We start from the raw sequence: 25,123 nt of genomic DNA, 5'->3' as shown, positions 1-25,123 counted from the left end.
TATACTTCCTGTTCCGTGTCTCGGGCGGAGAAACACAGCTGAAATCAATGTCTCTGTGAATCTTCCAACGGCACCACTATCGCGGTTACTGTGTCAGTCTTGTATCACTCGCGTCGTAGCGACGAATGCGACAGTTTTCGTCGAGATCGAACTTAACTGACCCGTCAGCGAGACGGACTACAACCTGCGCGGCGGTCGGCACCGCTTCACCGGTACGTACGTTGCTTACCTGCGTAAGACTGTGCGGTCCGATCTGCGCATCACGCGGACGCAGGCCGTGCGTCGCGTATAGTGCCTCAACGGCGTGATGGCCGAGAACCGTCTGTGCGATTGGGATTGGATACGACAGCCAGCAGGTGTCACATGCCGCGGTGGCATATGGTGCGTCTTGGTGGAGATATGTCTCTGGAACGGAGTCACGGGGAAGCGACAAACCCGCCGCTCCCCAACAGTGCGGGCAAACCCCGTTACGCAAGAGCCGGACGTCACACGCGTGGTTTCGGAGCGTGGAGTCGATAACTGCGTCTAGTGATCGGTTTTCAGTGGCTCGCGGCGGCGTCGGGTACGCCACAGCGGCGCCGTGGTCTGGACAGCCGATATACAGGTGGTGCTCTCGGTACGCGGCGACGAGATTCCGATCGCAGTGGGGACACTCATATTCCGTCTCCTGCTGTTCGATCTCGTACTGTTTGTCGTCATTTTGGGTCTTATAATTCTCCGCCCGAATTGCGGCGACGATCTTCAAGGCAGCTATTCGAGGGCGGTACCGCCCGTCCTCCTTCTGAATGAAGACGTCTTGAAGTTCAGACAGGTGGTAACTGAATCGGCTTGTGTCCTCGACGCCCACTTGCTCTCGTAACTCGGAGAACGTTGGCCATTCTGATGACCACGCTTCGTCGTACTGATCTGCGAGAGTTAACAGGATACGGACCCGAGTCTCGTCGGTCAACGCCGCATACGCTGACTCTCTCGCTTCACGCTCACCCGTCATTGTGTACAGTAGTGCTGTTGTTTCCGCCTGGGTATCTGATTTGTTACTGAATCAACTTAATAGTCGTCCAGATAACACTTACTACGCAGTCACCCGTTCCGTACCTATGGTCGATTTGCCCTCCACGCTAGAAGCGACCGTTCCGAATCAACTTAGTGATGAGACTGGTGTCGCCAGTGCGGTGGCGTTTCTCGCCCTCACGATACCGATAACCATCGTGTTGAACTTGGCTGCCTCACTCGCTGCTGTCTCAGCTGTCGGTTCTGATGCCGGGGAGACGCTCATATTCATCGCTGGAAGCATTGCGACCGAACTTTCATTTCTGCTCGTTGGCATCGGGTACGTTTTATTTCGCTCGTCGTTCCAAGTCCCGATTCAGGTTCCAGACCGAGACGCCATCCCTGCTCTCATCGGCGGACTTGGGATGAGCTTCGCGACCGCGTTCCTCTCGCTTGTAAGTACTGACGCGGTTCTTCCAAGCGTCGAACTCTCTCCTGGATTTATGCAGTACACAAACCTTGCGGCACCGACGGGCGTCGGCCTCGTCATCGCGGCAGTCCTGTCGCTAGCGCTGATCGGTCCTGTCGAGGAGTTCTTCTTTCGGGGCGTCATTCAGCAGCGACTCCGTGCGTCGTTCTCGGCTAGAATCGCCATCGGTACGGCCGGCCTCGTGTTTGCGGTGTTTCACGTCTATCCGGTCCTCCTCCTGTCGCCGCCGATCGCCGCAGTTGCTCACATGACGCTTTATTACTCTGTGATGGGAGGGATATTCGGTTGGGTGTTCGAACGGACGAATACCTTCGTCGCGCCTGCGCTCGTTCATGGTGTTTTTAATGCCGTGATCTTCGTCGTGCCCCTGCTCACCTAAGATCTAGTGGCTCTGTTGAAATTGTTAAGATCTGATAGGATCCACGTGCGAGATATAGAGGGTGGGTTTATCAAATCGAACCCAGACTTCCAGAACACATATGTTCGTAGCTTCCGACTGAGAAAGTAATGTCCGCGCTTCAGTCTGCCCTCCTCAATTGGAATCCGAGTCGGATCATGGCTGCGGTCATAGCTGGTACTGCGTTCTTTCTTGCGTCCCAAGTCACTGATGAAGTTCTCTTGAGGCTTGGTGTGGCAGTTGTCTTCGCAATGATACTCCATATTCCATGGTGGTTGTATAACCGTCATACCACCCAGTCTGTAGATGGGTGACCGACTCGCGGACTGTATTCAGCGCCGTATTAGCGAGCTACTCGACAGCTGTCAGTAACAGGCTAACCAATACAGAGAATCTAGTCAATTCGGGGACTGCGTTATTGTCTCTGGGCTGTGTTGGTCAACAGATGGTCCAGACAGCTGAGGCGAAACAGGTTTGCCGTGCTGCGTCAACAACGCTGTTTCCGGAACTCGAATTCGGCGTGAAACCGTGTGGGAAGTACACGAGAGAGGATTTCCAAGAAATCCTCTCTCGGATCGCTTTTGATCAGGAGTTCGCAAATACGGGTGGGAAAACGCTCCAGCTTGATCGTGACGAGCACGTCGATATCACCGCTACGGCTCGAAATTCGCTCGCTAAATCGCTGCTGTATCACTTGCGAAATCTCTCACCAGAGGCTATCACCGACCAGTTCGATGGCGTCCGAGATCGAGTGTTCGAACTCCTCCGGTCTCAGCGGCGACTTCCAGCATTCGTCGATGTTGCCATCGATCTCCACGAGTGGCGCTTCTACGGTTCTGCCGACACTGCCCACGTTTTAACCACGTATCCAGATCTCGGAACGAACAAAGCGTTTTGTTTCGCGACACTATGTATCGTCGCTCCTCGCACGCGATTTACGCTTGCGGTGGTCCCGATGGACGCGAACGGCTTTCGCGCCAAGCGCGAAGCCGTTCGCTCCTTGCTCGAAACAGCCAAACAGTACGTCTCCATTCGACACGTCTACCTCGACCGTGGATTCTACCAAGTCCACGTCGTTACAGAGTTAGAACAGCAGGATGTTGATTATGTCGTGCGTGCGCGGCCGAGTAGTGGAGTGAAAGATCGTCTCAGCGCCGGCGCTGAGACGGTCGCAGACGAGTATACGATGCAGCGAAAGCGCAACCCAACGGCGTCGGTAGATGTCACAGTCTTCGCGGTTTCGCACCGCACAAGCGAAGACGAACACGTCTGGTTCGTGACAAGCTTAGACGTAGACTCATCGACAGCGAAGGCGTACGCGGCGGCGTTCCGCCGTCGCTGGGGGATCGAAACGTCATATCGACAACTCGGCGATTTTCTCCCGAGAACGTCGTCACCGACGTTCTCGGTGTGACTGTTCTACTTTCTGTTCGCGGTGTCGTTGTACAATCTGTGGGTGTTAGCCAACGTGTTAGCCTCAACTGGGACCGTTCCAGAGACACCGCTGATCTCAACACGAATTTCCGTAGATTCGTTCTCTCGACAGACTACGGCTGAGTTCACACTCGAATCTGACCGGGATGACCGGTGAGTACGCCTTACGCGGAGAGGCATCGCTCGGGAACGCCGCTAGCGCGGCGTTCCCTCGCTCTCTCACTGAACCTGTCACAGCGAAATCCGCTACGATCGTGAAATGTGCGAACTCAACGGCTTGGACGGAACAAGATTTGATTCGGCAACTACTGTTAACGGCGGGAAGGATGTCAACTCTTGCGACACCGTGTTTCGAGCCGTGGATTTCCTCACTATTTTGTGGGTTGGTCATCTGGGATAATCCATGTCTGATACGGCCCTCCAAGACATATCAGAAGACGGCTCAACGGATTCTTCTGAGCTGGATCTCGACTGGCTCACGCTTGAAGACGGCGAGTCTATCCAGTGGTCGAGCACCCCGCACAAGTACAGCGTCCTTCCTGCGTTTATCATCGGGATTCCGCTGTCACTCGTCGTTATTGGCATCCCAATCGTTGCTGCGTCCTACCTTCAGTACACCAATACGAACTACGTGGTCACCAATCGCGGCCTCTACAGCAAACGTGGGGTACTCTCACGTGACGTCCAACAGATTGGGTTCGACAAAGTCCAAAACATCTCGTACTCACAGTCGGCGCTCGGTTCGTACTTTGGATACGGCTCCGTTGACGTCAGTACAGCCGGCGGATCTGGGATCGAACTTCAGTTTCGGAGTATCCCTGCCCCGGCAGCAGTTCAGGAACTGATCGCCAGAGAAATTGACAGCCGACAGCAAACCGAGTCCGACTCGACGAAAGAGGATGTTCTTGATTCGATTCTCACGGAACTGCGCGTCATTCGGCAGGCCGTGGCCGACGACCAGAGTGGGTCTCAGACCGGCTCGACTACCCCGTCTACTGACGAGTCAACACATACTGACACAGGTAACACAGATGAGTGACGGCTGGTGGTATCAACACGACGGTGAACGCGTTGTCTGGAAGGGTCGTCCGCGTCTCTCAGCGGCTCTTCCGGACATAATCGTTGGAAGTGCCATTTCTGTGTTCGCCCTTATCGGCGCTGTCAGCGTCAACCTCTGGTTGCTCGCGGGGGTGCCTGTCGGCGTTGCGGTTCTCAGCTGGGGGCTACTCAGGGTACGACAGACGCAGTATGTTTTGACGACCCGAGCAGTATGGGCGAAGCGGGGCGTCCTCGGACGAACGGTTCGTCGCGTCCATGTCAATAAAATCCAGAACACTTCGTTTTCTCAGTCGGCCACAGGCTCGTTTTTCGGTTATGGGAGAGTGTCGGTTGAGGTCGCCGGAGGACGCGATCTGGAGTTTCGGCGGGTTGATAACCCGAAGAAAGTCCAGACGACGCTCGCAGAGCACATGGGTAGTGAAGAGTACGCAATCCCCGGGTCCCGTGAGCAGTGGGAATCTGTCCTCAGTCTCGTCCGTGAAATCCGCGCAACGGTGGCACCCACAAGAGACGCTAGTGAGCCTGTGACCCGGGAATAGCTGAGCTCACACTTAGGATTTAACTGCGACGAACATCCTGTTTCTTACCCACAATCGAGTGGTTGCCGAAATCCTCGACTTCGAGTAAAAGTTTTAAGCTCTACAGATACAATACCCTTACGGAGCGATTTCCCGATCCTGTTTATCGTATTCAGCACCCCCGCTAACGATATCACCCCCCGAACCACTCTTCATCTCGATCTTGCGACTATAGATCGTACTCGACAGCGTCTAAAACGTCTGTTTGAGGTTCAGAAAAATTACAGGTGAGAGACGGGAACTCAGTCGTGGGAGTACGTTACCTACTTCCGGCGGGCTAAAACGACCGCATATAGTATCAGGCCCATTCCGATGGTCTCGGCAGCCAGACTCAACGGTGCGATAAAGGAAACACCAAGAAGAATACTACTAACAGCAGTTGTCGCCGTGCTCACTAAGGTCATCATAGCGATACCAACACCTAAAAAAAGCATTGGTCGACTGGTGTTGCGTTGGTAGCCATATACCGCGAGGATTACAATGGCGAGGCCCAGAGGCAACTGTAGCACCGTGAGAAATTCCGTGATTTGAAGTGTATCTTGAGGGATCATTTAGAGACCCTCCCAGAGATTAGTGAATGCGTCTGCGAACTCTTGGGTCCGCGTGGTGGTCTGTATATTTAGCTCGAATTCGCCGTTGCTAAGACTGACAACCAACTCGTCAAGCTGTGCTTCGTACTGCTTTTTATGATTACCATCAGCGTCTGGAACGTGAACGGCTGCGACAAGGTCATACTCTTCAAGTTTGTTCAATCGACGATACACGGTCGATTTGGACATCTCACATTGGCTGCTGAGTTCGGGTGCGGTCATAGGTTCGTGGCTTGTAGCCAATAGCAATGAGCGTGCGTACTCATCGTCAAGTAGAGCGAACACCTCATTTGGAGGGCAATCTTCAGCCACACCTTCTGCTATACAAGAGAGAATAATAAACCGATATGCGAGTTCGCTGGCTCAGCAACTACCGACACAATACTGAGGAAGTATGGGACTAGATATACTCGGCCACTCTGTATACTTCGACCAATGCTTCTCGTCGAGTCTGTACTATTAGCTCTTGGTTACAGGGGGAATCAACGCACAAATACTACAGAAGACGATGGTGCGTGTATTTCAATATTCAATCCCTCGGAGACACAGGTTCTACGAGCAACCCAAACTTAGCATCTACAAGGACTGGCGGGGAAGAGCCTTCGACAGGCTGTTGTCGGCAACAGATCACCAAATCCGACGACCTAGAGATTATCTAAGAGCTAGTTCCCGAAATCACGTTGCCCACCGACTGCTCGGTACAGATCTTCCAGCACTACCCGCGACAACTCACTAACGATAGCGTTGTGAACCATGTACTTACAACAGACACTCTACCCGATCGGACTGGCCAGTACCAACATTGCGATCGGCTGGCTTCTTTATTATTTATCCGAGCCGATCCTTGGAGGGCTGCTCGTCGTGGTTGGTGTTTTTGTCATCCTCACCTCAATAGGAAGTACTCTCAGTCGGTACAAATCCGTGTTCAGTAATCAACACTGACTCCAGCAACCATGACTTACTACTATTAGATCCGCTATCGGTTAGTAACGTGAATGCCCTCCACAGCACCCGTTCAAAGTCACGAGACAGAACTATGATTGATGTTGAGAAGTCTATGCTTCATACCCAGGGTACGCGCATCGGGTCACCTTCTCACCACATCCGTAGATGAGCTCAGAAGCCACAACTCACGATACGGGAGCTAGTCACCTCCCCGACCCCGAACTCCTAGCCCTTCTTGTGGCAAATCTGGTTCCGATTGTTGGGATTGTTGCGTTCAACCTGTCGGTTTTAGAGCTGTTGACGTTATACTGGCTTGAGTTCGGCGTCGTATGTTTTTGGGCGGTTGTTCGAGCGACGTTTGCCGGGCGGCCAATGGAACGGAATGGGGATCCAATCCTGTTGGGGGCGATTGCCGCAAAACAGACCTCCATTTCAGTCCCACTAATCGGTGCTAGCGTCCGACTAATGACGATCCCGACACTTTTGTTCGTGGTACCGATCCTCATCGGACTGTGGCTATTCGTCGGGGCACTAGTTGTCGGCCCCGCAGCAACTGTGAATCCAAATGCCAACATTTCGTCGTGGCTCATTATTGGCGCGTTTGGAATCTTTATCGCAGCAGGATGGCGAACTCTCACTACCTACTTCCAGGATGGTGGTTATCGGGATCACAACGTCGCAACCGCTCTTCAGAGTGTTGTCACGGAAGGCGCAACAGTACTCATCGCGAGCATCATCGCGCTGCTCACCGCAGCCCTGATCGTCTCTAACAGTGGAGCTGGAGAGTCCTCTCGTGCGGTTGAACGGGTTGCGACGGGGCCACTTGTCGCTGTGGTAGTCTCAATTAGGCTCCTCACCGATCTCGCAGGGTACTACTATGATGGCCGTCTCGGTGCGGGGTTGTGGTCACTCGTCGGCCGTGGAGACGCGTATAGTCCCCCAGAGCGTGAGACGATTGAGACAACGCTATCAGGAAATTCCACAGATCTCCACCCGTCGCTGTCGGGACGGCTGCTGCCTACAGCCTCACATTTCCGGACACACCCTGGACCGTGGCTGCTGACACCACTCGCCTTTCTCGCCGCATCACTTGCTGTATTTGAGGGTGCTACCCAGATAGCGGGTGGCATCATGCTTCTCGGGATTGGTGTCCCGCTTGGTCTCATCCATCTCGACTACTGGATCCGGTACGCTGGTGTTGAATACCGGTTAGATTCGAGTACTATCGTTGCGGCTGATACCCTGTTTCAAACCCCTCTTTGGCGGTACGAATCGCTGGCTGATCATGAGATCCGAATCGAACGTGACGCCGTCGACAGGTGGTTGGGCACCTCGACGGTACTCGTTGACCGCGGTGACAGACCGACCACGCTACCACGACTCAAAGATACGACCCCAATTACGAATTCGCTTGTTGACGCGAGTTCCGCTGACAAAGACGCTAGTGACCATTGGAACGCGAATACTAACGAGCCAAATACTATGGTAGAAACTAGCATCGAATTGTTGCGGTTGGATGGTACAGCACCCCGTATGTCGCTTGCGTCGATGGTCCTGTTTGGGGTCGTCTCACTAATTGCGTTAGTGATAGCTGCTCAGTTCGAAGGCGGCGTGGTAGCTGGTGTCTTCGTATTTTTGTTCACTACGATTCCGCTCGTCGGGCTTATTGTCTATTATATAAAACAATAACCAGTGCCGTTGACCCTCCAGTATTAAGCTGTGATTCCACGCATTGGAGACAATGATCTCTATTGTCGAGGTGTCGGTACTAGGAGCATCTCTTTGACAGATGGATAGTACCGCTGGACGGGGTGGAGGGCCGTCCTTCCAGCGGGGGATGATCGATGGAGCGTCGCGGGGGAGTAGATGAGCCTCCCATCCGTTGGGGGGGAGGTGAGCGATGGGAGAGGCTCAGCAACCGGATATTTGTTGAATACCGCCCCCGGCCGGCGGCTGCCTGTATATAATACAGGGGATAGTATCAAGCCCGTAGCAGCGTTTCATCGAGAGAAACACGGCGCAGTTGGACTTGACTCAGGTTCTTCGAGTGTTAAGCTATGCCCCCAGTTGAGGTAGTGGCATCGTTATACTGGTAGCCACCGAACCCGAGAAGCGGGTAGAAAATGAACGAGAGAAACGTGAGTCCGAGGCCAAACAGAATTCCTTTATTGAATTTGCCAGCGATGTCGATACTAACCTTCAGCGTGGCGAAGAAATTTATCACCGGAACAAAAAATAGAGCAAACCAATACCATGCGTTTCCGCTTATCTTGACCAAGACGTAGAGATTGTATATTGGGATAATTCCAGCCCACCCCGGTTTACCAGCTTTCTCAAATACTTTCCAAAGCCCGGCAAATAGCAAAACAATGCCTCCTAGTGTAACGAACAATTCAATATTGGTACTATTGGCTCCTTGTATCGAGACGGATGAACCCAATGCTGATCGCATCAACCAATGAATTCTCCCACATTAATAAGAAATCCAAGTCAGCGTTTCACGCTCTGAATCACGACTATTGGAACATTTATCAGCCATACCCCATTGAAGTCCGAGAACAGGCGGTACGGACCCGGAGAATTCGTCAATAACAGTATCAAGATCGTTACTAGTTCGAAGTCGGAACATCCCATTTGACTGAAAAATAGGAAACCGTACTCCAATGATGAGGATAGCTGCGACGAGAACAGCTGGACCCAATGCTGTTACGAGATATGTGCCGAGGAATACTGACACCGCGAGGACGACGACAAACGCGTTGAGTGGACGTTCGCGTCTGAGATATTGTTGTGCGACATCAACCGCTTTTTGTGAGCGCTCAGAATCCGTGGAGGGCATCGTGGAAACCGTTGGTGACAGGAAATGTTACTCTTGTGTTCTAATACAACCTCTCAACATTAGGAGAGGTTGAAATGGTGAACACAGAACTAAAATGAAGCAAATGGATCTACCACCTAGCACTATTGCTAACTGACGAACTAGGTGCCATCGTGGTGATTAATAGACATGATAGATGATATTTTTGAGTTCATTTTTGAACTACTGCTGGAATTGATCCCAAACGCGGTGTGGAAGATTCTATTGAGTGTGGTCGGGATCGCGATGACGGTAGTTGGGGCGACAAAAATCACAGAGTCAACACGACTAGGGGCCGCACTAATCGTCGTCGGTACATTTCTGTTTGTAGGCTCTCTCATCTCGCTGTACCGATCGAGCTAATTCTTTCTTCACGACGCCGTCACGAGGACGAACGCGACAACACCGATGAGGAACCCGATGAGGATAAACACGAAGCCGGTCAGTTTCACTCGGCGGCCATAGACATTGAGATCGTCTCGGGAGTACATGATTGTAACGAGGCGCGACGGATGTCGGAACGGGCTCGGTGGCCGTGGGTCTGGAATACGTTCACGTAGTCGTGCGTATTCGGTAAATGACCAAATGCCATAGAGTGTGAGCCCGAAAATAAACCCTAATACCGACAGAAGGGCCGCAAGTAACGCGAATCCGACTGGATCAGTCACACTAACCTGGAGCGATGAACTCTCCGCGTTCAACAGAAGTGCCACTATAGTTACGAGTGAAACAAAAAACACAGCTGGTGTAAACAACATGAGACGCTTACTAACTCGAGATAGTGTGTCCCGATTGACGCCGAACACCGTGTCATATCGAGTTGGCTCGCGCTCAGTTGTTTGATTGATCCCTGTATTTTGACCAGGATTACGCGCCCCAATCGCATGAAGTGTTGTCAAGAGCGCCAGAAGACTCCCGAAACCAATGAATCTGAACGGAGCAAATGTCGTTTGTCGCTTGAGAAACGCTCTACTAGGGCTGTCGGGGTCAATGTAGGCTGTCGCTGTCTCATTCGGCTCATATGGCTCAATAATGCGGTGAGCGTCACTCCGGACGGTGTATATCGGCCCCGTTGAGCCTGGGAATACCTGTTTGCTCGTATATTCACGCCCCTGATATTCGTAGGTGTGCTCAACTGAGATACGGTAGTAGAAGCGACGCCCGTCAGATCTGCTTATACTGGCGTCAACAACAGTTGTTTCGACAGCGACAGCATCGTCAACAGCGTTCGATTGCTGGACGTAGTCATAACCTCCATACCCAGCGATACCGAGTCCGAGAACGAGCGTGAGAAGAATTACCGGCGTGACCGTGACAGCCACTCCACGGACAGTAAACTCCATTTTACCTGAGCCTTTTCAAGAAGACAAATAAGGGTAAACGGAGTGTTTCACCAGTAGCAACAGCAGTCCGCTGATCGCTCGACGTATTTGTGTTTCCGGACCAGTAACAGACATAATCAAATTATGGATGAATCAGTTGAACAACCAGCGTGAGTGACCGCAATGACATCAGTAACTGCCCAGCGGTTCAACGCTGTTCCATCTAAAAATCCGAAAGCGAATGCCCTCCACCAATGCTACTCTCATTAGGACTCTCAGTTGCCGTTGATGTCGTTGCTGTAGGCCTCCTGACGTGGGTAACATGGCAAACTGCGAAGGATCGATCCCCGCCAAATGCGGTCCCCTTTGCGCTCATGAGCGGCAGTCTGTTACTATGGGCACTGCTCTCGCTGATCTCTGAGTTTCCGAACGCGTGGGGGGTCGGATCGAATTTGGCTGCTATCGCGCAGGTTGTGCCTGTTGTGTTTCTTCCCGCGATATGGCTGGTCTATGTGCTTGGATATATCGGTCGAGAGACAGGCTTTACTTCCCTCCGAGGGGCGTTGTTTGTTCTCCTTGCGCTCCCGCTGATTGGGGCAGCGGCCACGTTCGAGGGTGACCCAACGAGAGAGGAGATCCGTCGCTCACTCGCGTCACTCGTCGGTACTGAACTGTTCCTGTTGTTCATAATTTACGTCTACGCAGCGTTTCTCTTCCTCAGGTACGGTTGGAACCACAGGCGTGTTTCAAGAACACAGGTTGGGATCCAGCTGGGAGCAATCTCAGCACCGTACGTTATTGGGGGCTGGCTCGACGGGAGTTCTATTATCGATGGAGTCACAGGCGGATTGTTAGTTTCGGGAGTGCTACTTACCGTTGCGATTCAACGCTATCCAGTATTGACGGGGTTCCCGAAAGCAGATTATGTCGCGCGGTCACGCGTTGTCGAATCGCTTCAGGAGGCGGTTGTCGTTGTAGATTGGGAAGCAAATATCCTCGATGCCAACGTGACAGCTGAAGGCTTGTTCGGGTGGACGACACGAAACGTGATCGGGACACCACTCGACGCGGCCGTTGACGGATTCGACGGGGGAGATCTATCAGCTGGTACCACAGAGGTCGTCTCGCTCCAAACGACAAAGGGCCGACGTCAATTTCAATACACGGTCTCCGACGTCGAACGCGACACGAGTGGCAGCGACGAGGAGCCCGTGGCGCGGACAATTGTCTTCCGAGACGTGACCGATCAGCGAACCCGTGAACAGCGGCTCTCAGTACTCAATCGCGTACTTCGACACAACGCCCGGAACAAACTCGACGTGATCTTAGCGCATGCGGATCATATAGAAGACGACACGCACCGGGCAGCCATCCAAAATAGTGCCAGCGAGCTTGCCTCGGTCAGTCGGAAGGCACGGGAGGCTGAAGCAGTTATGACGGATAGCGTTAGCGCTCCGTCAACGGTCGACATTGCTGCTGTCGCCCACGAAGTTGCCGCAACGGCCCGCGATGACTATCCGGATAGCAGCATCTCAGTTACCGCACCGGAGCGGCTACAATTGACCTCCTATCGAACCGTTGTACGCCGGCTCATGACGGAACTCGTCGAGAACGCTATCGTTCACTCAGACGACCCCGCACGAGTCGATATCGAGGTCGAAACGACAGCTGATGATATCCCGCAGCTCCGCATCGCAGACAATGGTCCCGGGATCCCAGACCGAGAACGTGACTTATTGACCGAATCGAGCGAAACACAACTCGAGCACGGACTTGGTGTCGGACTCTGGTTCGTTAATTGGGCAGTAAGCCAACTGGGCGCTGAACTTGAGTTTCAGTCTACTGGTACCACAGGCACTACCGTAGTTGTTCGTTTTTATCGGAACAGAGAGTCGATGTCGCAAGACTCAGACGGTAGTCACAGTAGGTGACAGGCGTATTGAAGCTGGAGCCTTAGCCGACCGTGGCTTTGTTGAAATCCTCAAAAAGTAATATATTGAACTGGGTCCTAGTCCGTACAGAAATCTCAAGAATCGTTCAGTACAGAGCATGCGCGTGTCGTTCTACATGAAACAGAGCACTAAGTTATTTGTCGCCCACTCTGTTCGCCGAGTATATGGAAAAGGTGAGACTCAGAGCGATACTCATGCCGCTCGGACTGTTCGTTCTCTCAGCTGGAGCGTACTGGGCAGTCCTATTGGATGTCGTCTCGCTTGGTCTTTACGCGCCACTCATCTTCACGATTATCGCGGGGGTGACTGCTCTCGGTGCTGTGAAGATTGGAGCATGGGCACCAGCCCTTACTGCGGGGATTGGAGCTCTTGGATTTGCTCTTGCTGGCGTAAGTGTGGGTGGAATTCTTAGCTTGGGTGGCTCAGCGGTCTTCATCGGAGCAGTACTCGCAACGCTCGGTGTATTGGGCTATGTAGTCAGTATGGTCTATCATATTGGGACGCGAGTCTACAGCGTTACCCCAGCCTAGTCCGCGGCCTCGAATACTACCAACCTGACAAACACGCAGTTCTCACCAACCGGCTGTTTCATCTGTGTATGTGTATGAAGAATAGGATTTCAACAGAGCCGGCTAGCAGTGTTCCAAGGCGAGCAACACCCCGTCCACGCCGTTCGATTCGGGCCCGACGCGTCTGCCGACAGGGCCCGCTTGTGGCGACGACAGCCCGTCAGTTCCGACACCGCACCGCTGTCGTTGACCGTCGGCGTCAGCGGGGAGTGACCGCGGTCTGTAGCGATCCATTCGTTGCCGGGTTTCGTCCGGAGGCGGTCCGCCCACAACCGCTTTGATACTGAAGCCATCCAACACGATACGGTGATTCAACTCGATCCGCTGGCGCTGTTCAGGGTCGGTATTCCAGCGGTGAGTGGCGGTGTCGCCGGGGTAGTGGGAGTGACGGCGTACCGACGGCTCCGGCAGAGCGATGCCCGCACCGGCCTCGTCAGGCCGTTCGTTGTCCTCGCTGGGGTGGTGTCGCTCCTCGGGGTCGGATACGCCGGGGTACACGCGGCGACGCCACTCAAGAACCTGCCATTGGGGTCCGCAGTCCTCCTTTTAGCGGTTCCATGGATGATGTTCGCAGCACGGTACATCGGGCTCGGGCGATATATCACACCTGGACGGGTACTCGCGGTGACGCTGGCCGTGGCTATCCTCGTCGGTGTGAACTTCTTCGGACGACTGATACAGGAGGGATGGATCACGACCTCGCTGGTGGGTACCGAGGCGCTCCAGACGCTCGAAACAGCTCAGTCGGTGGCCACACTCGTACTCTTGACCCTCGTGTTCGCACTGATCGGGGGAGTTGTCGTCGCGACGTATCGACACGACCGACTATCGACGGTCCAGAGTCTCCTCGTCGTGATACCGATCGCCGGGTTCATTTTCACCGTTCAGACGACCCGCCCTGCGACGCCGCTGTTGAACGACGTGCTGATCGGGAGTACGTTTCTCGTGGTCGCCGCCAGCCTCGCGCTAGGGATTTTTCACTACGATGTAGTGACGCGCGTCCCCGCGACCCGGCGACTGGGTGAGCGGGCAGCACTGACAGAGACTGACGAGGCGATTTTCGTCCTTGATGACCAGGCACGGGTGGTCCGAGTCAACGAACCGGCCAAACGAATGTTCGGCGGCGCACAGACGCTGGCCGATGTCACGGATCACTCGGTGACATCCCTGACCGAACTCAATACCATCACCTGCCGGACAACCGCGGGCCACAGACAGTTCGAACCGAGCGTCTCGTCGCTCGTCGACGAGTACGGGGAGACGTTCGGTTACACCGTTATGTTGATCGACGTGACGAACCGCGAAATCAGGCGACAGCGGCTGGCGGTACTCAACCGCATCCTCCGTCATAATGTCAGGAACGAACTAGACGTGATCCGGGCACACGCGGAGGAGGCCGGCCTCGCACCGGCCATCGACGGCGCGGACAGACTGAGCGCACTGAGCGCGGAGGCACGGCGGGTCCAAGATCTCATGGAGCGGTCCGCGGCCGACCGAACCGAAGTCAGGTTACGTCCGTTTCTCGAAGATGTCGTCGCCGACGCAACGGCTGGTGTAAACGCCGACGTGACCGTCACTGCCCCTGACGTGAAAATAAATGTCGACCCGGAACGGTACCGTTACGCGATCGATCACCTCATTGAGAACGCGGTCGAACACAACGACGAGGAGTCCCCACGCGTCGTGGTTCGTGTAGAACGGACGGGGGCGGACGTCCGTCTCGTCGTCGCGGACGATGGCCCAGGGATACCAGAGTCAGAGCGGGCGGTGATCGAGGGGGGCGGCGAGACACCCTTCGAACACGCCAGTAGCTTGGGCCTCTGGGGGACCAACTGGGCCGTCCAGAGCATGGGCGGGTCACTCTCATTCGATGAGAGTGATCTCGGCGGGACAGCCGTTGAGGTTGTCCTCAGAGACGTGGCAGTCTCCGACGTGTGACAATCAAAAGAGAGCATTCGGGTGAGGCGTGTCAAGCGTCGTAGCAGAATGGGCCATCTGGACCACGGTGTCGCCTCTTTTATCGGGAAACTCATCTGAGGCCGACAGGTGTTCTGTTCTCGACACATAGCCCACATTCTGCGCTTACAGAGTGGGGCTGCTATCCTTAGCAACTCATATTGACAACGACTGGATCACGATATATCATCTGCTGAATGGTTTTTAACAGAGCCACCATTTTTAGTTACTAGGTGTTTGAAAAACGACCTGATGTATTCAGCCCTCCGACAGAACGATCGGACATTCGGACGACGCATACAGCGGGTATCGCTGATTCGTCTGTTATACCGCTCTCGGTGGTGTGAGAAGATGCGTCTACAGTCAGCTAAACCCCGCAGCAACGTCCGACATTCTCCTCATTGTACGCGGCCTCGTGGTGATTGATAGTATGAGCGACGATTCAGGTGTGAACATTAAGGGCCCCGATAGCCTCAAAGGTGCGTTGCTGTATATTCTCATTGGGATTGCTATCATCAGTTACGGGGGATACGATTACGTTCAACAGTCGGAGGCAGTTCGAGAGTCAGTCGAAGTTGATGCGACTATCACCGAACTCGACATCGAGACGGACAGCGGAACGTCATCAAACCCAGGTGCGAATTTCGATCCGGTGGTTGAGTTTGAGTACACGTATAACGGAACTGAATATACTGGGACAAAAATCTATCCAGCAGATATTGAACAGAACTACGAAACCCAGTCAAGCGCCGAATCAGCCATTGAAGAGTACGAACAGGGTACACAGACAACCGCATATGTTTCCCCTGACCAGCCGGGAGATGCGTTTTTGAAAGATCAAACGTCGAACGCACCGATTATCGCGATTGTGCTTGGTGGAGTATTCACTCTCTTTGCAGCAGTTTCCGCTGTAAGGAAATTCTAACACGCTGAAACTGCGCTGAGGGTGAGTAGCTGGGCGTGAGGCAGATTAAGTACGTTGCTCATCAGAAATATTTAGCCAGAGAACCGGATACTATTCTTCTGTTTCCGAGCCAGAGAGCGTGAATAACACCTATACAATTGCCGGATGCTGGCTGAACTATGGACAGAAGCTCGAAGAGCCAGTTGTTGGTCTCCGGGGGAAGTCTTCTACTAGTATTCCAACTAATCGTGTTTCAAGGGGCGTTCAACATCGTCGAAAACCCTGGAGTTTCAGGTAGGCTGAGGGGTGTTCTCAGTGGTGGATTATTACTCATCGCCACGATCTGTGTCGGTAGCGGGGCATATCTTCGGTCTTAGCGTACCCTAGTTACACAGGGTCCACACTGAGCGCCTGAGCGTCGATCGATTTTTGTGAAATGGTAGCATACATGTAGTTGCTGATGCCCTCCGCAGATTACGGGGACGAACCTCCTTTGAGGGCCGGAGGAACGGGGGCATCAGCGTTTTGTACGCTGGTAGTATGCCTTTGGTGGAGAACATTTAGTCGTATGTATTTTGCCCGCGACCCATAATTGTCGATATGGTGATGCCCTCCATATTCGATCAACTGGACGATCATCCGGTCTCACTTGTGGCCGGGTTTGTGGCCGTCACCGGAGTGTATGTGCTCACTCCGGCGGTGTGGTACATGGCCCTGATCGCGGGGATGATCGTATCTGGCGTCCTTGAATTCGCGATTAAAGAGATACCACCCGATACCGACGAGTACGACCCGGAACAGTACCCGCTATGGGCAGCCGCGGATTCGGGTGATGTTCCGAGCGACAGTCCCAACACCGACTCTGCGGATGATGCGTTGTCAACACTCCAAGAGCGATATGCCACCGGAGAGCTCAGCGATGCGGAATTTGAAGACAAAGTCGAACGACTCCTCGAATCCGACAGAGATGACGCGCCATCGCATCTGGAAGAAGATTCGGTCTTGGAAGAGTTGGAAAAGTAACTGTAGACGGCTCCCGTAACTCGATTCTACAGTTCCTCTCTGCGTTGGCTGTATGGGCACTCGTCCAACGATTGTGCTTCCGAACCTGAAACGCGTCTGGGAGCATTATTACTGAGGGCACGTCTTCTGAAACGATGCCCTCCAAACGGATGTTCACGAAGCGCTTAGGTGCGCTCGTGGCAACTGGGCTCGGTGTTAGTAGGCCCATTGGAGCACTGACTTCAGAACCCCCGCCCGCTGGAACGCTCGCAGTCAACGGAGCCGGTGACACAGGAGCGGCGGCTGGTAGCTCGGCCAAGCACAGCCCTCCGCAGCAACTCCACTCAGCGGTTGCTAACGGGGTGTACAAGCCGGCCGCAGTTACATCACGTGGAGTTGACACCGTGGTTACTGCGCGGTTTGATCCGAGCCTAGTAACGATGACGGGGGTCCCACAGAGGGTTGCGGCCCCGATCCGTGAGCTCCTCTCTCGCTACGACAGTATATCACTCGATCGACTCCAGCAGGTAGCTGGCGGAACCGTACTCACGACAGACGGCCCTGAGGGCTGTGGTGTCGTTGTCGGTGATATCGACGCACAGACACTCCGTCGAGAACTTGCCCATGACGCCGATCTCATCCAAGAGCCAGCCACCAAGGCCGGCTTTACGCGGTTCAAATCGAAACGCGCTACCACGGCGCTTGGTGTCCGCGCGGATGAGATTGTCATCGGACACGCAACATCGATCAGCAGCGCGGTGGCCCACCGTGACGCCGGTATCAGCGGTCGCGATGCGGGGCACTCACGGACAGACACAGACTACGGACCGCTCCCGGCACGACTCCGCGGAGACGCAACGGTCTGTGTTGACCTAGGAACAGAGACGCGGGAGTATCTACGACGCACACTCTCGGACGCACCGGAAGCGCTCCGGACGGCGGTTGATGCGGCAGCCGCAGTTGGCGTCGCTTGTAGTGTGACCCAAGACGGCTCAAAGCATACGGAGTCTCTGTCAGCCACGCCCGCGACAAGCCAGCATGGCACCGCCGATACTCCCACGACGACGTTTCGGTACGGCGCAGTAGCCGACCCGAAGCGGCTCGACAGAGAAACGGCAGAGGCGATTGCGCGTGCCGCACGTGAGGGAGAGTCCCCGTTCACTGACGCAACCGTCTCCAGACACGGACGTACTGTAATAATAGAAACTGCCGCCGACGGCGATATATTCGCACCACATGCCGAACTGACGGGGGTGACCGTCGGCGACGTCGAGTCGCTGTCAGACTCATGAGTTCCAACATCGCGTCCACCCTCACCAGACGGCATCGGTTGCCGTATGACCCAACGCAGCTACAGCGGTACTCTATCACCACGCTATCGATTCGACGATGCAAGACCGACAAAACCTACAAATACGACCGCGGGACCGAGCGAGGACAGCGCAATGAGTTCTGAGAAGGACCCCGCAGAACCTCCAGATGAATCGACGCCGGATACGGACACACGAACCGAGCGGTACTCGCCGCCGACTTCAGACCGCGTTCCGCCACGTTCCGAGTCGGGATCGGTCATCGACCGGATTACCACTCGACACGCCGTTGGCTTCGCAGTGATACTGGCGCTTGCTGCGGGCCTGTTCGTCGCTCCCAGCGTGTACGGCGCCGTAACCGGTCCGGACGGCACCGTCGCTGTGATCGAAATCGACGGAGCGATAGACTCGTCGACAGCACAGCACGTCGAAGACAACCTCCGAGACGCCCGCATGAACGACTCCATCCAGGCGGTCGTCTTGGAAGTCGACAGCGGTGGCGGCTTGCCAGCTCAGAGCGAACGGATGTACGCTGCGGTCGACCGTACTGCTTCAGTGATGCCGGTATACGCCGCAGTGGATACGCTCGGTGCGTCTGGCGCGTATCTCGCGATTGCGCCCGCCGATCGCATCTACGTTGCTCCGTCTGCGCAGGCGGTCGGCAGCGTCGGTGTTGCTGGGGCTGCGCCGGCTCCAAGTGGGCCGAACGCGGGGACGTCCGGGCCGGACAAGCGAGGTAGCGATCCTGATACTCAGCGCGAACGGCGACAAACGCTCGCCAATCTCTTCATCGAGAACGTGATCGAACAGCGCGGCGAAGAGATCGAACTTGACCGAGAAGCGATCGCGCACGCCGACGCATACCTCGGAACCGAAGCCGTTGAAAACGGATTCGCGGACCGATTTGGCTTTGTCGATGGAGCAGTCGCCGATGCCGCGGCCGAAGCCGGTATTGACGACTACGCGGTCGATACGCGTCGTACCGAGAATCGCGTTCCGAGGAGCATTCCGCTGTTACAACAAGCAGACGGTACTGTCGTCGTCGACGAATCCGAAGGCGAACTTAACTACGATCTCATTCTCGCAGTAGCACCTGAAACGTGGGATGAGACCGTTGGCGAGGAGGTTGTCATGACGAGTTACACCGGCCGACTGCCCGCTGACCACACCGCTAGTGAGACGGGCGTCAACGATACCAAGCTACAACACGACGAAACTGCCTCGACGAGCGGGGGTGAGACCGCATGAGTGTGAACGTTCGAACGACGGTTGGTGCTTTCGCGCTAATATTCCTCGCTGTCGTCGCCGTCGCCGCTGTCGGGGGCGCCGTCCTTGATACCGCGCCGCCAGACACTGAGCCTGTCGCAGACGATCACTGGCAGTTGGACGCCGTCGAACCGGAGACCGTCAGCGAAGGCGGTGAGATCGAAATGGAGAGCAGCGAGCCGTCGAACACTGTCGTCGTCCACCTCGGAAGCAGCACGACTGGCGCCGGTGGCGGGCTGCCCGGGCTTCCGATTGAGGACGGTGACGCCCCCACGGAGGCAGATATTGGGACGCTCGGTGGCGCCCGGCGTGGCGTCACACCGCTTACCGCAGCACTCATCGAGAACGGCCACGAGGTTCGGTTCTACGGCGGAATCGGAAGCGGTGAGCGGCTCCAGTCGCTGCTCGCTGATGCGGACGCGTTCGTGACGACCTCCCCCGGCGCACTCTCGGGACCAGATGCTGATGCCGTCAACTCGTTCGTTGAGGCGGGCGGCCGAACCCTCGTCGCGAGTGACCCGGGCAACGCTGGGGCATTGACCGACTTCGGATCCCCGTTCGGCGTCTACGGCGACGCCGGCTACGTGTATGACATGGAGCACAACGACGCGGGCTACCTCAGCGTCATCGTACAGCCGCCTGAGTCGACGCCGCTTACTGAGGGGGTTGAGCAGGTTGTCCTCCGTGGCGCCGCGTCCGTTGGCTCTGCTGACGATTCAGCAACGCTCACCACGGCGGAGACGTCGCGACTTTCGACCACTCGGGAGTCTGGCTCATACACAGTCGCAGTACGGAGCGAGTCCCTCGCTGTGGTTGGAGACTCGAGTTTCCTCGCGCCCGAAAACGCCCGTCGCGCCGATAACGGCGTCTTCATCGGGAACCTCGCTGACTTCCTCGTGAGCGGTGACGCGCCTGACGTGTCGTTCGGACCGCCGACCGGACCGGGCGGCGGTACTCCGCCGGGTGGGGGTATGCCGCCCGGTGGCCCGACGCCGCCTGAGCCGCCTGAGCCGCCAGAGAACGCGACGGCTTAGCATCGGTTCATCAGCCGCTACGTGAATTTTTGATCTAATATTGCCGTCGGGCTAACTGCCGGTGCTGTTCGTGATGTCAGGGGAAATCAACGGGGTTAGTAACAGCTCTGGCGATGATACAGAGCCAGTCATCTGTCCTCTAAAACGAGACTAACTCCCAACTCTCAGTAGCTCTCCGCCGCACACGCCAGCCGATCAAAAATAGCCTTCAACGACGCTAACCACTCCGTTTCCAGTTTCGATCTTGGCACACTCATTCGGATCGCTGCCGAGAAGACAGTCTGCGCGGTCACCCACACCGTTATCCAGTCGAACGTCTACTCGGTAGACTGCGCGTTCGAGACGAGTCTGGATGCTGACGGTGTCTTGTGGACCGACAGAGACGGTCCGGGTGAACGCGGTTTCGCCGTTGTCGTCAGTGATTGTGACGTGAACATCGTGGGTACTATCGTCGTAATTCCTGAGTACCAGACTCTCACTACTGACTCGACGTGTATCTGGGTTTCCTGAGTGGTCGGTTGTGCGATGCGCAGCGCAATAAGCCTCTTTTGCGGGCATGTACAGACGGTGGAAATCCAGTCCGTAATAAGTTGAGTCACCGTTACGGGACGTGAAACACCGATTCTACGACTTTGCTGACCTGCGCCGGCTCTGTCACTAGCCCAGAAACACCGGACCCATGTATATGTCATCTCGATACACTGGGGCACACATGCGACTTGAGATAGAATCGCTCGGTAAGCAGTACTCGGAGGGTCTTTGGGGGGTTCGAGACATTACGCTTCGACTCGGTGCTGGTGTACACGGCCTCGTCGGTCCGAACGGTGCTGGGAAGTCCACCCTCATGCGCATGCTCACGACGGTGACGCCCCCGACAGAGGGAGCGATCTACTGGGACGGAACTCGGGTGAGCGAATCGCCCGGTGTCGTCCGAAGCGTACTCGGATATCTGCCACAGGATTTCGACACTTATCCGACGTTAACGCTTGAGGAGTATCTCGAGTACGTGGCGGCGCTACGGGGGCTTGACTCCGAAACGGCGAGCGCGCGGGTCGAAGCGTTGCTTGACCTCGTGAATCTCACCGACGTGCGTGATCGGCGCCTCGACACGTTCTCCGGTGGGATGCACCAACGAGCTGGAATCGCCCAAGCGTTGCTGAACGACCCCGAGCTGTTGGTCGTCGACGAACCAACCGTCGGCCTCGATCCGGAAGAGCGCGTTCGAATGCGGAACGCGCTGGCTGATACTGCTGATGATCGCGTCGTGATCTTTTCGACACACGTCGTCGCCGACATCGAGGCGACAGCTGACACGGTTACCATCATAGAAGATGGGCAGCTACTCACCCACGCACCGACCGAGTCGTTGATCCAGTCCGTCGACGGCGATGTCTACGAGTGCCGAGTCTCTCGGTCAACGTTGGAGCAACTCCGACAAGAGTTCCCCATCTGTAACACCGTCCAACGGGCAGACGGCGTCGACGTTCGGCTTGTCGCGGAGGGCCCTCCAATCACCGACGCCGAGCAGGTCACCGCATCGCTCGAAGACGCATATCTCCGAACAGTTACTCATGCGAACTGACGTTCGCCGAGCCTATCATATTGCTCGCGCTGATCTTCTCGCTCGGGTTCGGTCACGAAAGCTCCTTATCTTTTTTGCCGTTGTCATCTACATTGGATACCTGATTAACTCGGGCTCGTTTGGAGTCTTCTATACGGTTTCCAACGGGCCGAATGTTAACGGCGCGCTGACATCACACCTTGTCGGGCTCAATGCGGGGATGGCCGGATCAGCGGTCATGCTTCTGGCCGGGTTCTATGTGCTTCGTGGGTCGCTCGAACGCGATGACCGCTACGGGCACTTCCCGGTCTTAACCAGTTCACAGACCAGTAAACCGGTATATCTCCTCGGCAAACTACTGAGCAACATTGCCGTTGGCGTTCTCACCGCAGCGGTACTCGCAGGCGCAGCAGTCGTCAATCATTCGATCTATGGCGTCGGCGCCACCGACCCAATTGCCATCAGTTGGCCAGTCTTTGTGATGGTCGTTCCACTTACCGTGTTTGTTGGCGCCGTTGCGATGCTGTTTGGCACGATCAATCTGCTTGCTGGAACCTTCGGTCGGATAGCCTACTTTTTCGGGGCCATTTTCTTGCTCTCCGCACAGTCGGCGCGTCCGGAAACCGCAGTTCCGGCCGCTATCCCGACGACTGTGAAAGCACTCGATATTGTCGGACTCACCCTCGCGTACGACCTCACCTTCGAATCAATACATGCCGCAGTGCCGGGATTTGAGAGTAGCTTTGCGAACTTCGGGACAGGGGGATCCAACGCGCAAACGTTTCGGTACGAGGGAGGCCCGTGGCCAGCGTGGTTCTTCGCCCAGCGATTGGGTACGGTCATCGTCGGGCTTGCCGTGACGCTGGTCGCGGCACTGCCGTTTAATTGGTTCCAAGCGACCGGCGGGGTAGTGGGGAAGGTACGTCAGCGCCTCCCCCTCGACGAGACTCCCTCTGAGACTGCGACACAGACAGCGTCCAATCCGCAAACTCCAACGGACACGACTGACTCGGCTGTGTCCACTTCGGCTGTTGGTGATGACGTCACGATTCCTCCGGTTACCCGTCGTGGTGCCGGCGGGTTTCGGCGCGTCCTCACGGTGGAACTTCGTCGTCTCTTGCGTGGACAACCACGTTGGTGGTATCTCGGTGCGGGGCTGTTGGCGGTCGTGTCAACTGGAATCGCCCTCACTGGTGGTGGCACCGAAGAGGCTGCCCGGGGGCTGCTTTCGTTAGTCGCGGTCTGGCCGCTCTTCGTCTGGTCACAGATCGGCTCACAGACCGCTCGCCATGGGATCCGACCTCAGGTTCTCACGTCCGACTACCCGGTTGGTCAGCTCGTTGCCGAGTGGATTGCCGGCTGTTTAATCACCATCGTTGTCGGGGCAGGGACGTTTGCGATCGCCGTGGCTACAGGTGGCCCCACCGCACTCATCGGCGTGGCGGGTCTCGTCATCTTCCCGCCGTCGCTCGCGCTCGCTGCCGGGCTGTGGACCGGATCGCCTCGGCTGTTCGAAGCGTTGTATCTCGGACTTTGGTACGTCGGTCCGCTCAATGGCGGATTCGTTGCTGACTTTGCCGGCGTCACAGCTCGGGGCACGTCGTTGGGAGTCCCGATTGTCTTCGCCGCCGTCGGTGTTGGTCTTGTTGTTGTCGCCGCACAGACACGACGGGTGTACACGAATCTGGGCTAGCTTCCTTCGAAAATTCGCCGCAAGCTATCCTGGGCCCCTCCTCTGATTACGAATGTTCTATTCTCTCTCACGCAACATCAACAGCGCCCACAAGCCCCAGGTCGTTGGCACAGAGAGCGCAAGCCCATTCAACGGCGAATACACCACCGTTCCAATAGCGAACGTCGCCACCAACCAAACCAGCAGCGCTATCTCTTTCGATTGTATCTCCCCCAGCATCCCGGATAGATACTGATGCGTTTGATTCAAAGTAGTACTGTCACGTTTCAGCGTCGGAAACGCAGGTCCGTAGTCTACGAGACAGTAACAGACAAATTTGAAGAATAATCTCCTGTATTGACCGCAACCAAGTCAGAATATATCACTTGATGAGGATTTCAACAGAGCCAGAATGTATGCCCTTCGAGGTAATGCCGAATATCGGCTGTAGCGTCTTGTTTCGAATCTCGCACTAATTCACGGTTTGCTGCTTTCGCTTCCACGAGACATACCAACGAGTCATCGACATTCTTGACGAGAAGCGTTGTTGTTTCGGGGCGTGAAACATTGCTGTTGGCTTGATGTTTCGAGGGCTATATAATTCACGTAGCCGCCAGTCGGAGGCGGCCGACAAGCAAGTATCCGACTGTTGAGCTCGTCCCATCGCCGTGGCCCAGTTGGTGGGATCTCTCATCACGTCCCCCTCCCCCGCTTTGGCGTTTAATAGCCACCACTTCCGCTGTGTATCGGTCCTCCACCGCTAGCGGCCCTGTCACACTGTGTACCTGTACATAGACTCAAGGAAATCCCTGCTCCACGATTATTCATGCCTTCTAAGCAGCGCCTGCCGAGCAGTTTTCCGCCCACGACTGAGCGACAACGAACCGCTCTCCTTCACGGTCTTCTCTGGATTGTTACAGTCTCAGCCGTTTCATTCCTTCTAGGAGACGCGCCAGTGGAGGCCATCTCTTACGGTGCCTTCTCCGGCATACTATCTTTCTTCGAGGAGAGAATCCCGCCGTTCACGGCGGGCGTGAATCCGACATCGCCTCCACAACCTACGTTCAGCAACAATACGGATATTTAACTAATAGTGTATCGTAGCATGACGTACACCGAGGCGGTCACACCGCCCACTCAAATGCACAATATCGGGACTCCGAGGCCCAGAACGTTCGAGACACACTCTCGAACCGCTGTGGTGTCTCGGTCAAGATAACTCCGAGTCCCCTGCC

The 25,123-nt window shown here is 55.5% G+C and carries 20 protein-coding genes; 16 read left to right on the top strand and 4 right to left on the bottom strand.

What is annotated here, in order from left to right; all coding sequences use genetic code 11:
* Positions 1-85: 85 nt before the first annotated feature.
* The gene (locus tag F3H10_RS16630; protein ID WP_149784150.1) at positions 86-991 is read right to left on the bottom strand and encodes an ArsR/SmtB family transcription factor; all 906 of its coding nucleotides are present in this window, start codon (positions 989-991) and stop codon (positions 86-88) included.
* A gap of 106 nt (positions 992-1,097) precedes the next feature.
* Here F3H10_RS16630 and F3H10_RS07475 point away from each other — a divergent pair, with 106 nt between their 5' ends.
* The 4 genes from F3H10_RS07475 (at position 1,098) to F3H10_RS07455 (ending at position 4,909) form a co-directional block, all read left to right on the top strand.
* Entirely contained in the window at positions 1,098-1,859 is a 762-nt protein-coding gene (locus tag F3H10_RS07475) for a CPBP family intramembrane glutamic endopeptidase (RefSeq protein ID WP_149784149.1), read from the top strand.
* A 463-nt stretch (positions 1,860-2,322) separates the two neighbouring features.
* Complete coding sequence (locus F3H10_RS07465) at positions 2,323-3,291, top strand: transposase (RefSeq protein WP_223174255.1); 969 nt, start codon at positions 2,323-2,325, stop codon at positions 3,289-3,291.
* A 423-nt stretch (positions 3,292-3,714) separates the two neighbouring features.
* Positions 3,715-4,350 carry a PH domain-containing protein gene (locus F3H10_RS07460; protein WP_149784147.1) on the top strand — a complete coding sequence of 212 codons (636 nt, stop codon included), beginning with the start codon at positions 3,715-3,717 and terminating at the stop codon, positions 4,348-4,350.
* A complete protein-coding gene (locus F3H10_RS07455) occupies positions 4,343-4,909 on the top strand; it encodes a PH domain-containing protein (RefSeq protein WP_149784146.1) in 567 nt (188 codons plus the stop codon). Before F3H10_RS07460 ends, F3H10_RS07455 begins: the two co-directional genes overlap by 8 nt.
* A gap of 590 nt (positions 4,910-5,499) precedes the next feature.
* Here F3H10_RS07455 and F3H10_RS07450 read toward each other — a convergent pair.
* Positions 5,500-5,850, bottom strand: a complete 351-nt coding sequence (locus tag F3H10_RS07450; protein WP_149784145.1) for an ArsR/SmtB family transcription factor — start codon at positions 5,848-5,850, stop codon at positions 5,500-5,502.
* 798 nt (positions 5,851-6,648) lie between these two features.
* Between F3H10_RS07450 and F3H10_RS07445 the strand changes: the two genes are divergently transcribed.
* Positions 6,649-8,172, top strand: a complete 1,524-nt coding sequence (locus tag F3H10_RS07445; protein WP_149784144.1) for a DUF6498-containing protein — start codon at positions 6,649-6,651, stop codon at positions 8,170-8,172.
* Positions 8,173-8,533: 361 nt separating this feature from the next.
* Here F3H10_RS07445 and F3H10_RS07440 read toward each other — a convergent pair whose 3' ends face one another.
* Positions 8,534-8,935 carry a DUF5684 domain-containing protein gene (locus F3H10_RS07440; RefSeq protein ID WP_149784143.1) on the bottom strand — a complete coding sequence of 134 codons (402 nt, stop codon included), beginning with the start codon at positions 8,933-8,935 and terminating at the stop codon, positions 8,534-8,536.
* Between the two features lie 776 nt (positions 8,936-9,711).
* Positions 9,712-10,683, bottom strand: a complete 972-nt coding sequence (locus tag F3H10_RS07435; protein WP_149784142.1) for a DUF3592 domain-containing protein — start codon at positions 10,681-10,683, stop codon at positions 9,712-9,714.
* 233 nt (positions 10,684-10,916) lie between these two features.
* Between F3H10_RS07435 and F3H10_RS07430 the strand changes: the two genes are divergently transcribed.
* The 11 genes from F3H10_RS07430 (at position 10,917) to F3H10_RS07380 (ending at position 23,909) form a co-directional block, all read left to right on the top strand.
* Complete coding sequence (locus F3H10_RS07430; protein ID WP_149784141.1) at positions 10,917-12,593, top strand: sensor histidine kinase; 1,677 nt, start codon at positions 10,917-10,919, stop codon at positions 12,591-12,593.
* Positions 12,594-12,778: 185 nt separating this feature from the next.
* Positions 12,779-13,144 (top strand): hypothetical protein, encoded by a 366-nt coding sequence (locus F3H10_RS07425; protein ID WP_149784140.1) that lies wholly within the window; start codon positions 12,779-12,781, stop codon positions 13,142-13,144.
* 345 nt (positions 13,145-13,489) lie between these two features.
* A complete protein-coding gene (locus F3H10_RS07420) occupies positions 13,490-15,121 on the top strand; it encodes an ATP-binding protein (protein WP_149784139.1) in 1,632 nt (543 codons plus the stop codon).
* Positions 15,122-15,569: 448 nt separating this feature from the next.
* Positions 15,570-16,064 carry a DUF3592 domain-containing protein gene (locus tag F3H10_RS07415; protein WP_149784138.1) on the top strand — a complete coding sequence of 165 codons (495 nt, stop codon included), beginning with the start codon at positions 15,570-15,572 and terminating at the stop codon, positions 16,062-16,064.
* A 158-nt stretch (positions 16,065-16,222) separates the two neighbouring features.
* Positions 16,223-16,420, top strand: coding sequence for a hypothetical protein (locus F3H10_RS07410; protein WP_149784137.1), 198 nt, complete (start codon positions 16,223-16,225; stop codon positions 16,418-16,420).
* Positions 16,421-16,643: 223 nt separating this feature from the next.
* Positions 16,644-17,066: an SHOCT domain-containing protein gene (locus F3H10_RS07405; protein WP_223174254.1), complete on the top strand. Its 423-nt coding sequence runs from the start codon at positions 16,644-16,646 to the stop codon at positions 17,064-17,066.
* Positions 17,067-17,449: 383 nt separating this feature from the next.
* Entirely contained in the window at positions 17,450-18,337 is an 888-nt protein-coding gene (locus F3H10_RS07400) for a hypothetical protein (protein ID WP_321167755.1), read from the top strand.
* A gap of 153 nt (positions 18,338-18,490) precedes the next feature.
* Positions 18,491-19,603 carry a S49 family peptidase gene (locus F3H10_RS07395; protein ID WP_223174253.1) on the top strand — a complete coding sequence of 371 codons (1,113 nt, stop codon included), beginning with the start codon at positions 18,491-18,493 and terminating at the stop codon, positions 19,601-19,603.
* Entirely contained in the window at positions 19,600-20,655 is a 1,056-nt protein-coding gene (locus F3H10_RS07390; protein WP_149784135.1) for a DUF4350 domain-containing protein, read from the top strand. The genes F3H10_RS07395 and F3H10_RS07390 overlap by 4 nt, the downstream gene beginning before the upstream one ends.
* Positions 20,656-21,367: 712 nt before the next feature.
* Positions 21,368-22,237: an ABC transporter ATP-binding protein gene (locus F3H10_RS07385; protein ID WP_149784134.1), complete on the top strand. Its 870-nt coding sequence runs from the start codon at positions 21,368-21,370 to the stop codon at positions 22,235-22,237.
* Positions 22,227-23,909, top strand: a complete 1,683-nt coding sequence (locus F3H10_RS07380; RefSeq protein ID WP_149784133.1) for a hypothetical protein — start codon at positions 22,227-22,229, stop codon at positions 23,907-23,909. Before F3H10_RS07385 ends, F3H10_RS07380 begins: the two co-directional genes overlap by 11 nt.
* The last annotated feature ends 1,214 nt before the right edge of the window (positions 23,910-25,123 follow it).

The sequence above is a fragment of the Halorubrum aquaticum genome, from assembly GCF_900113615.1.
Classification (GTDB): Archaea; Halobacteriota; Halobacteria; order Halobacteriales; family Haloferacaceae; genus Halorubrum; species Halorubrum aquaticum.
This window is presented reverse-complemented; position numbering and strand designations above follow the sequence as displayed.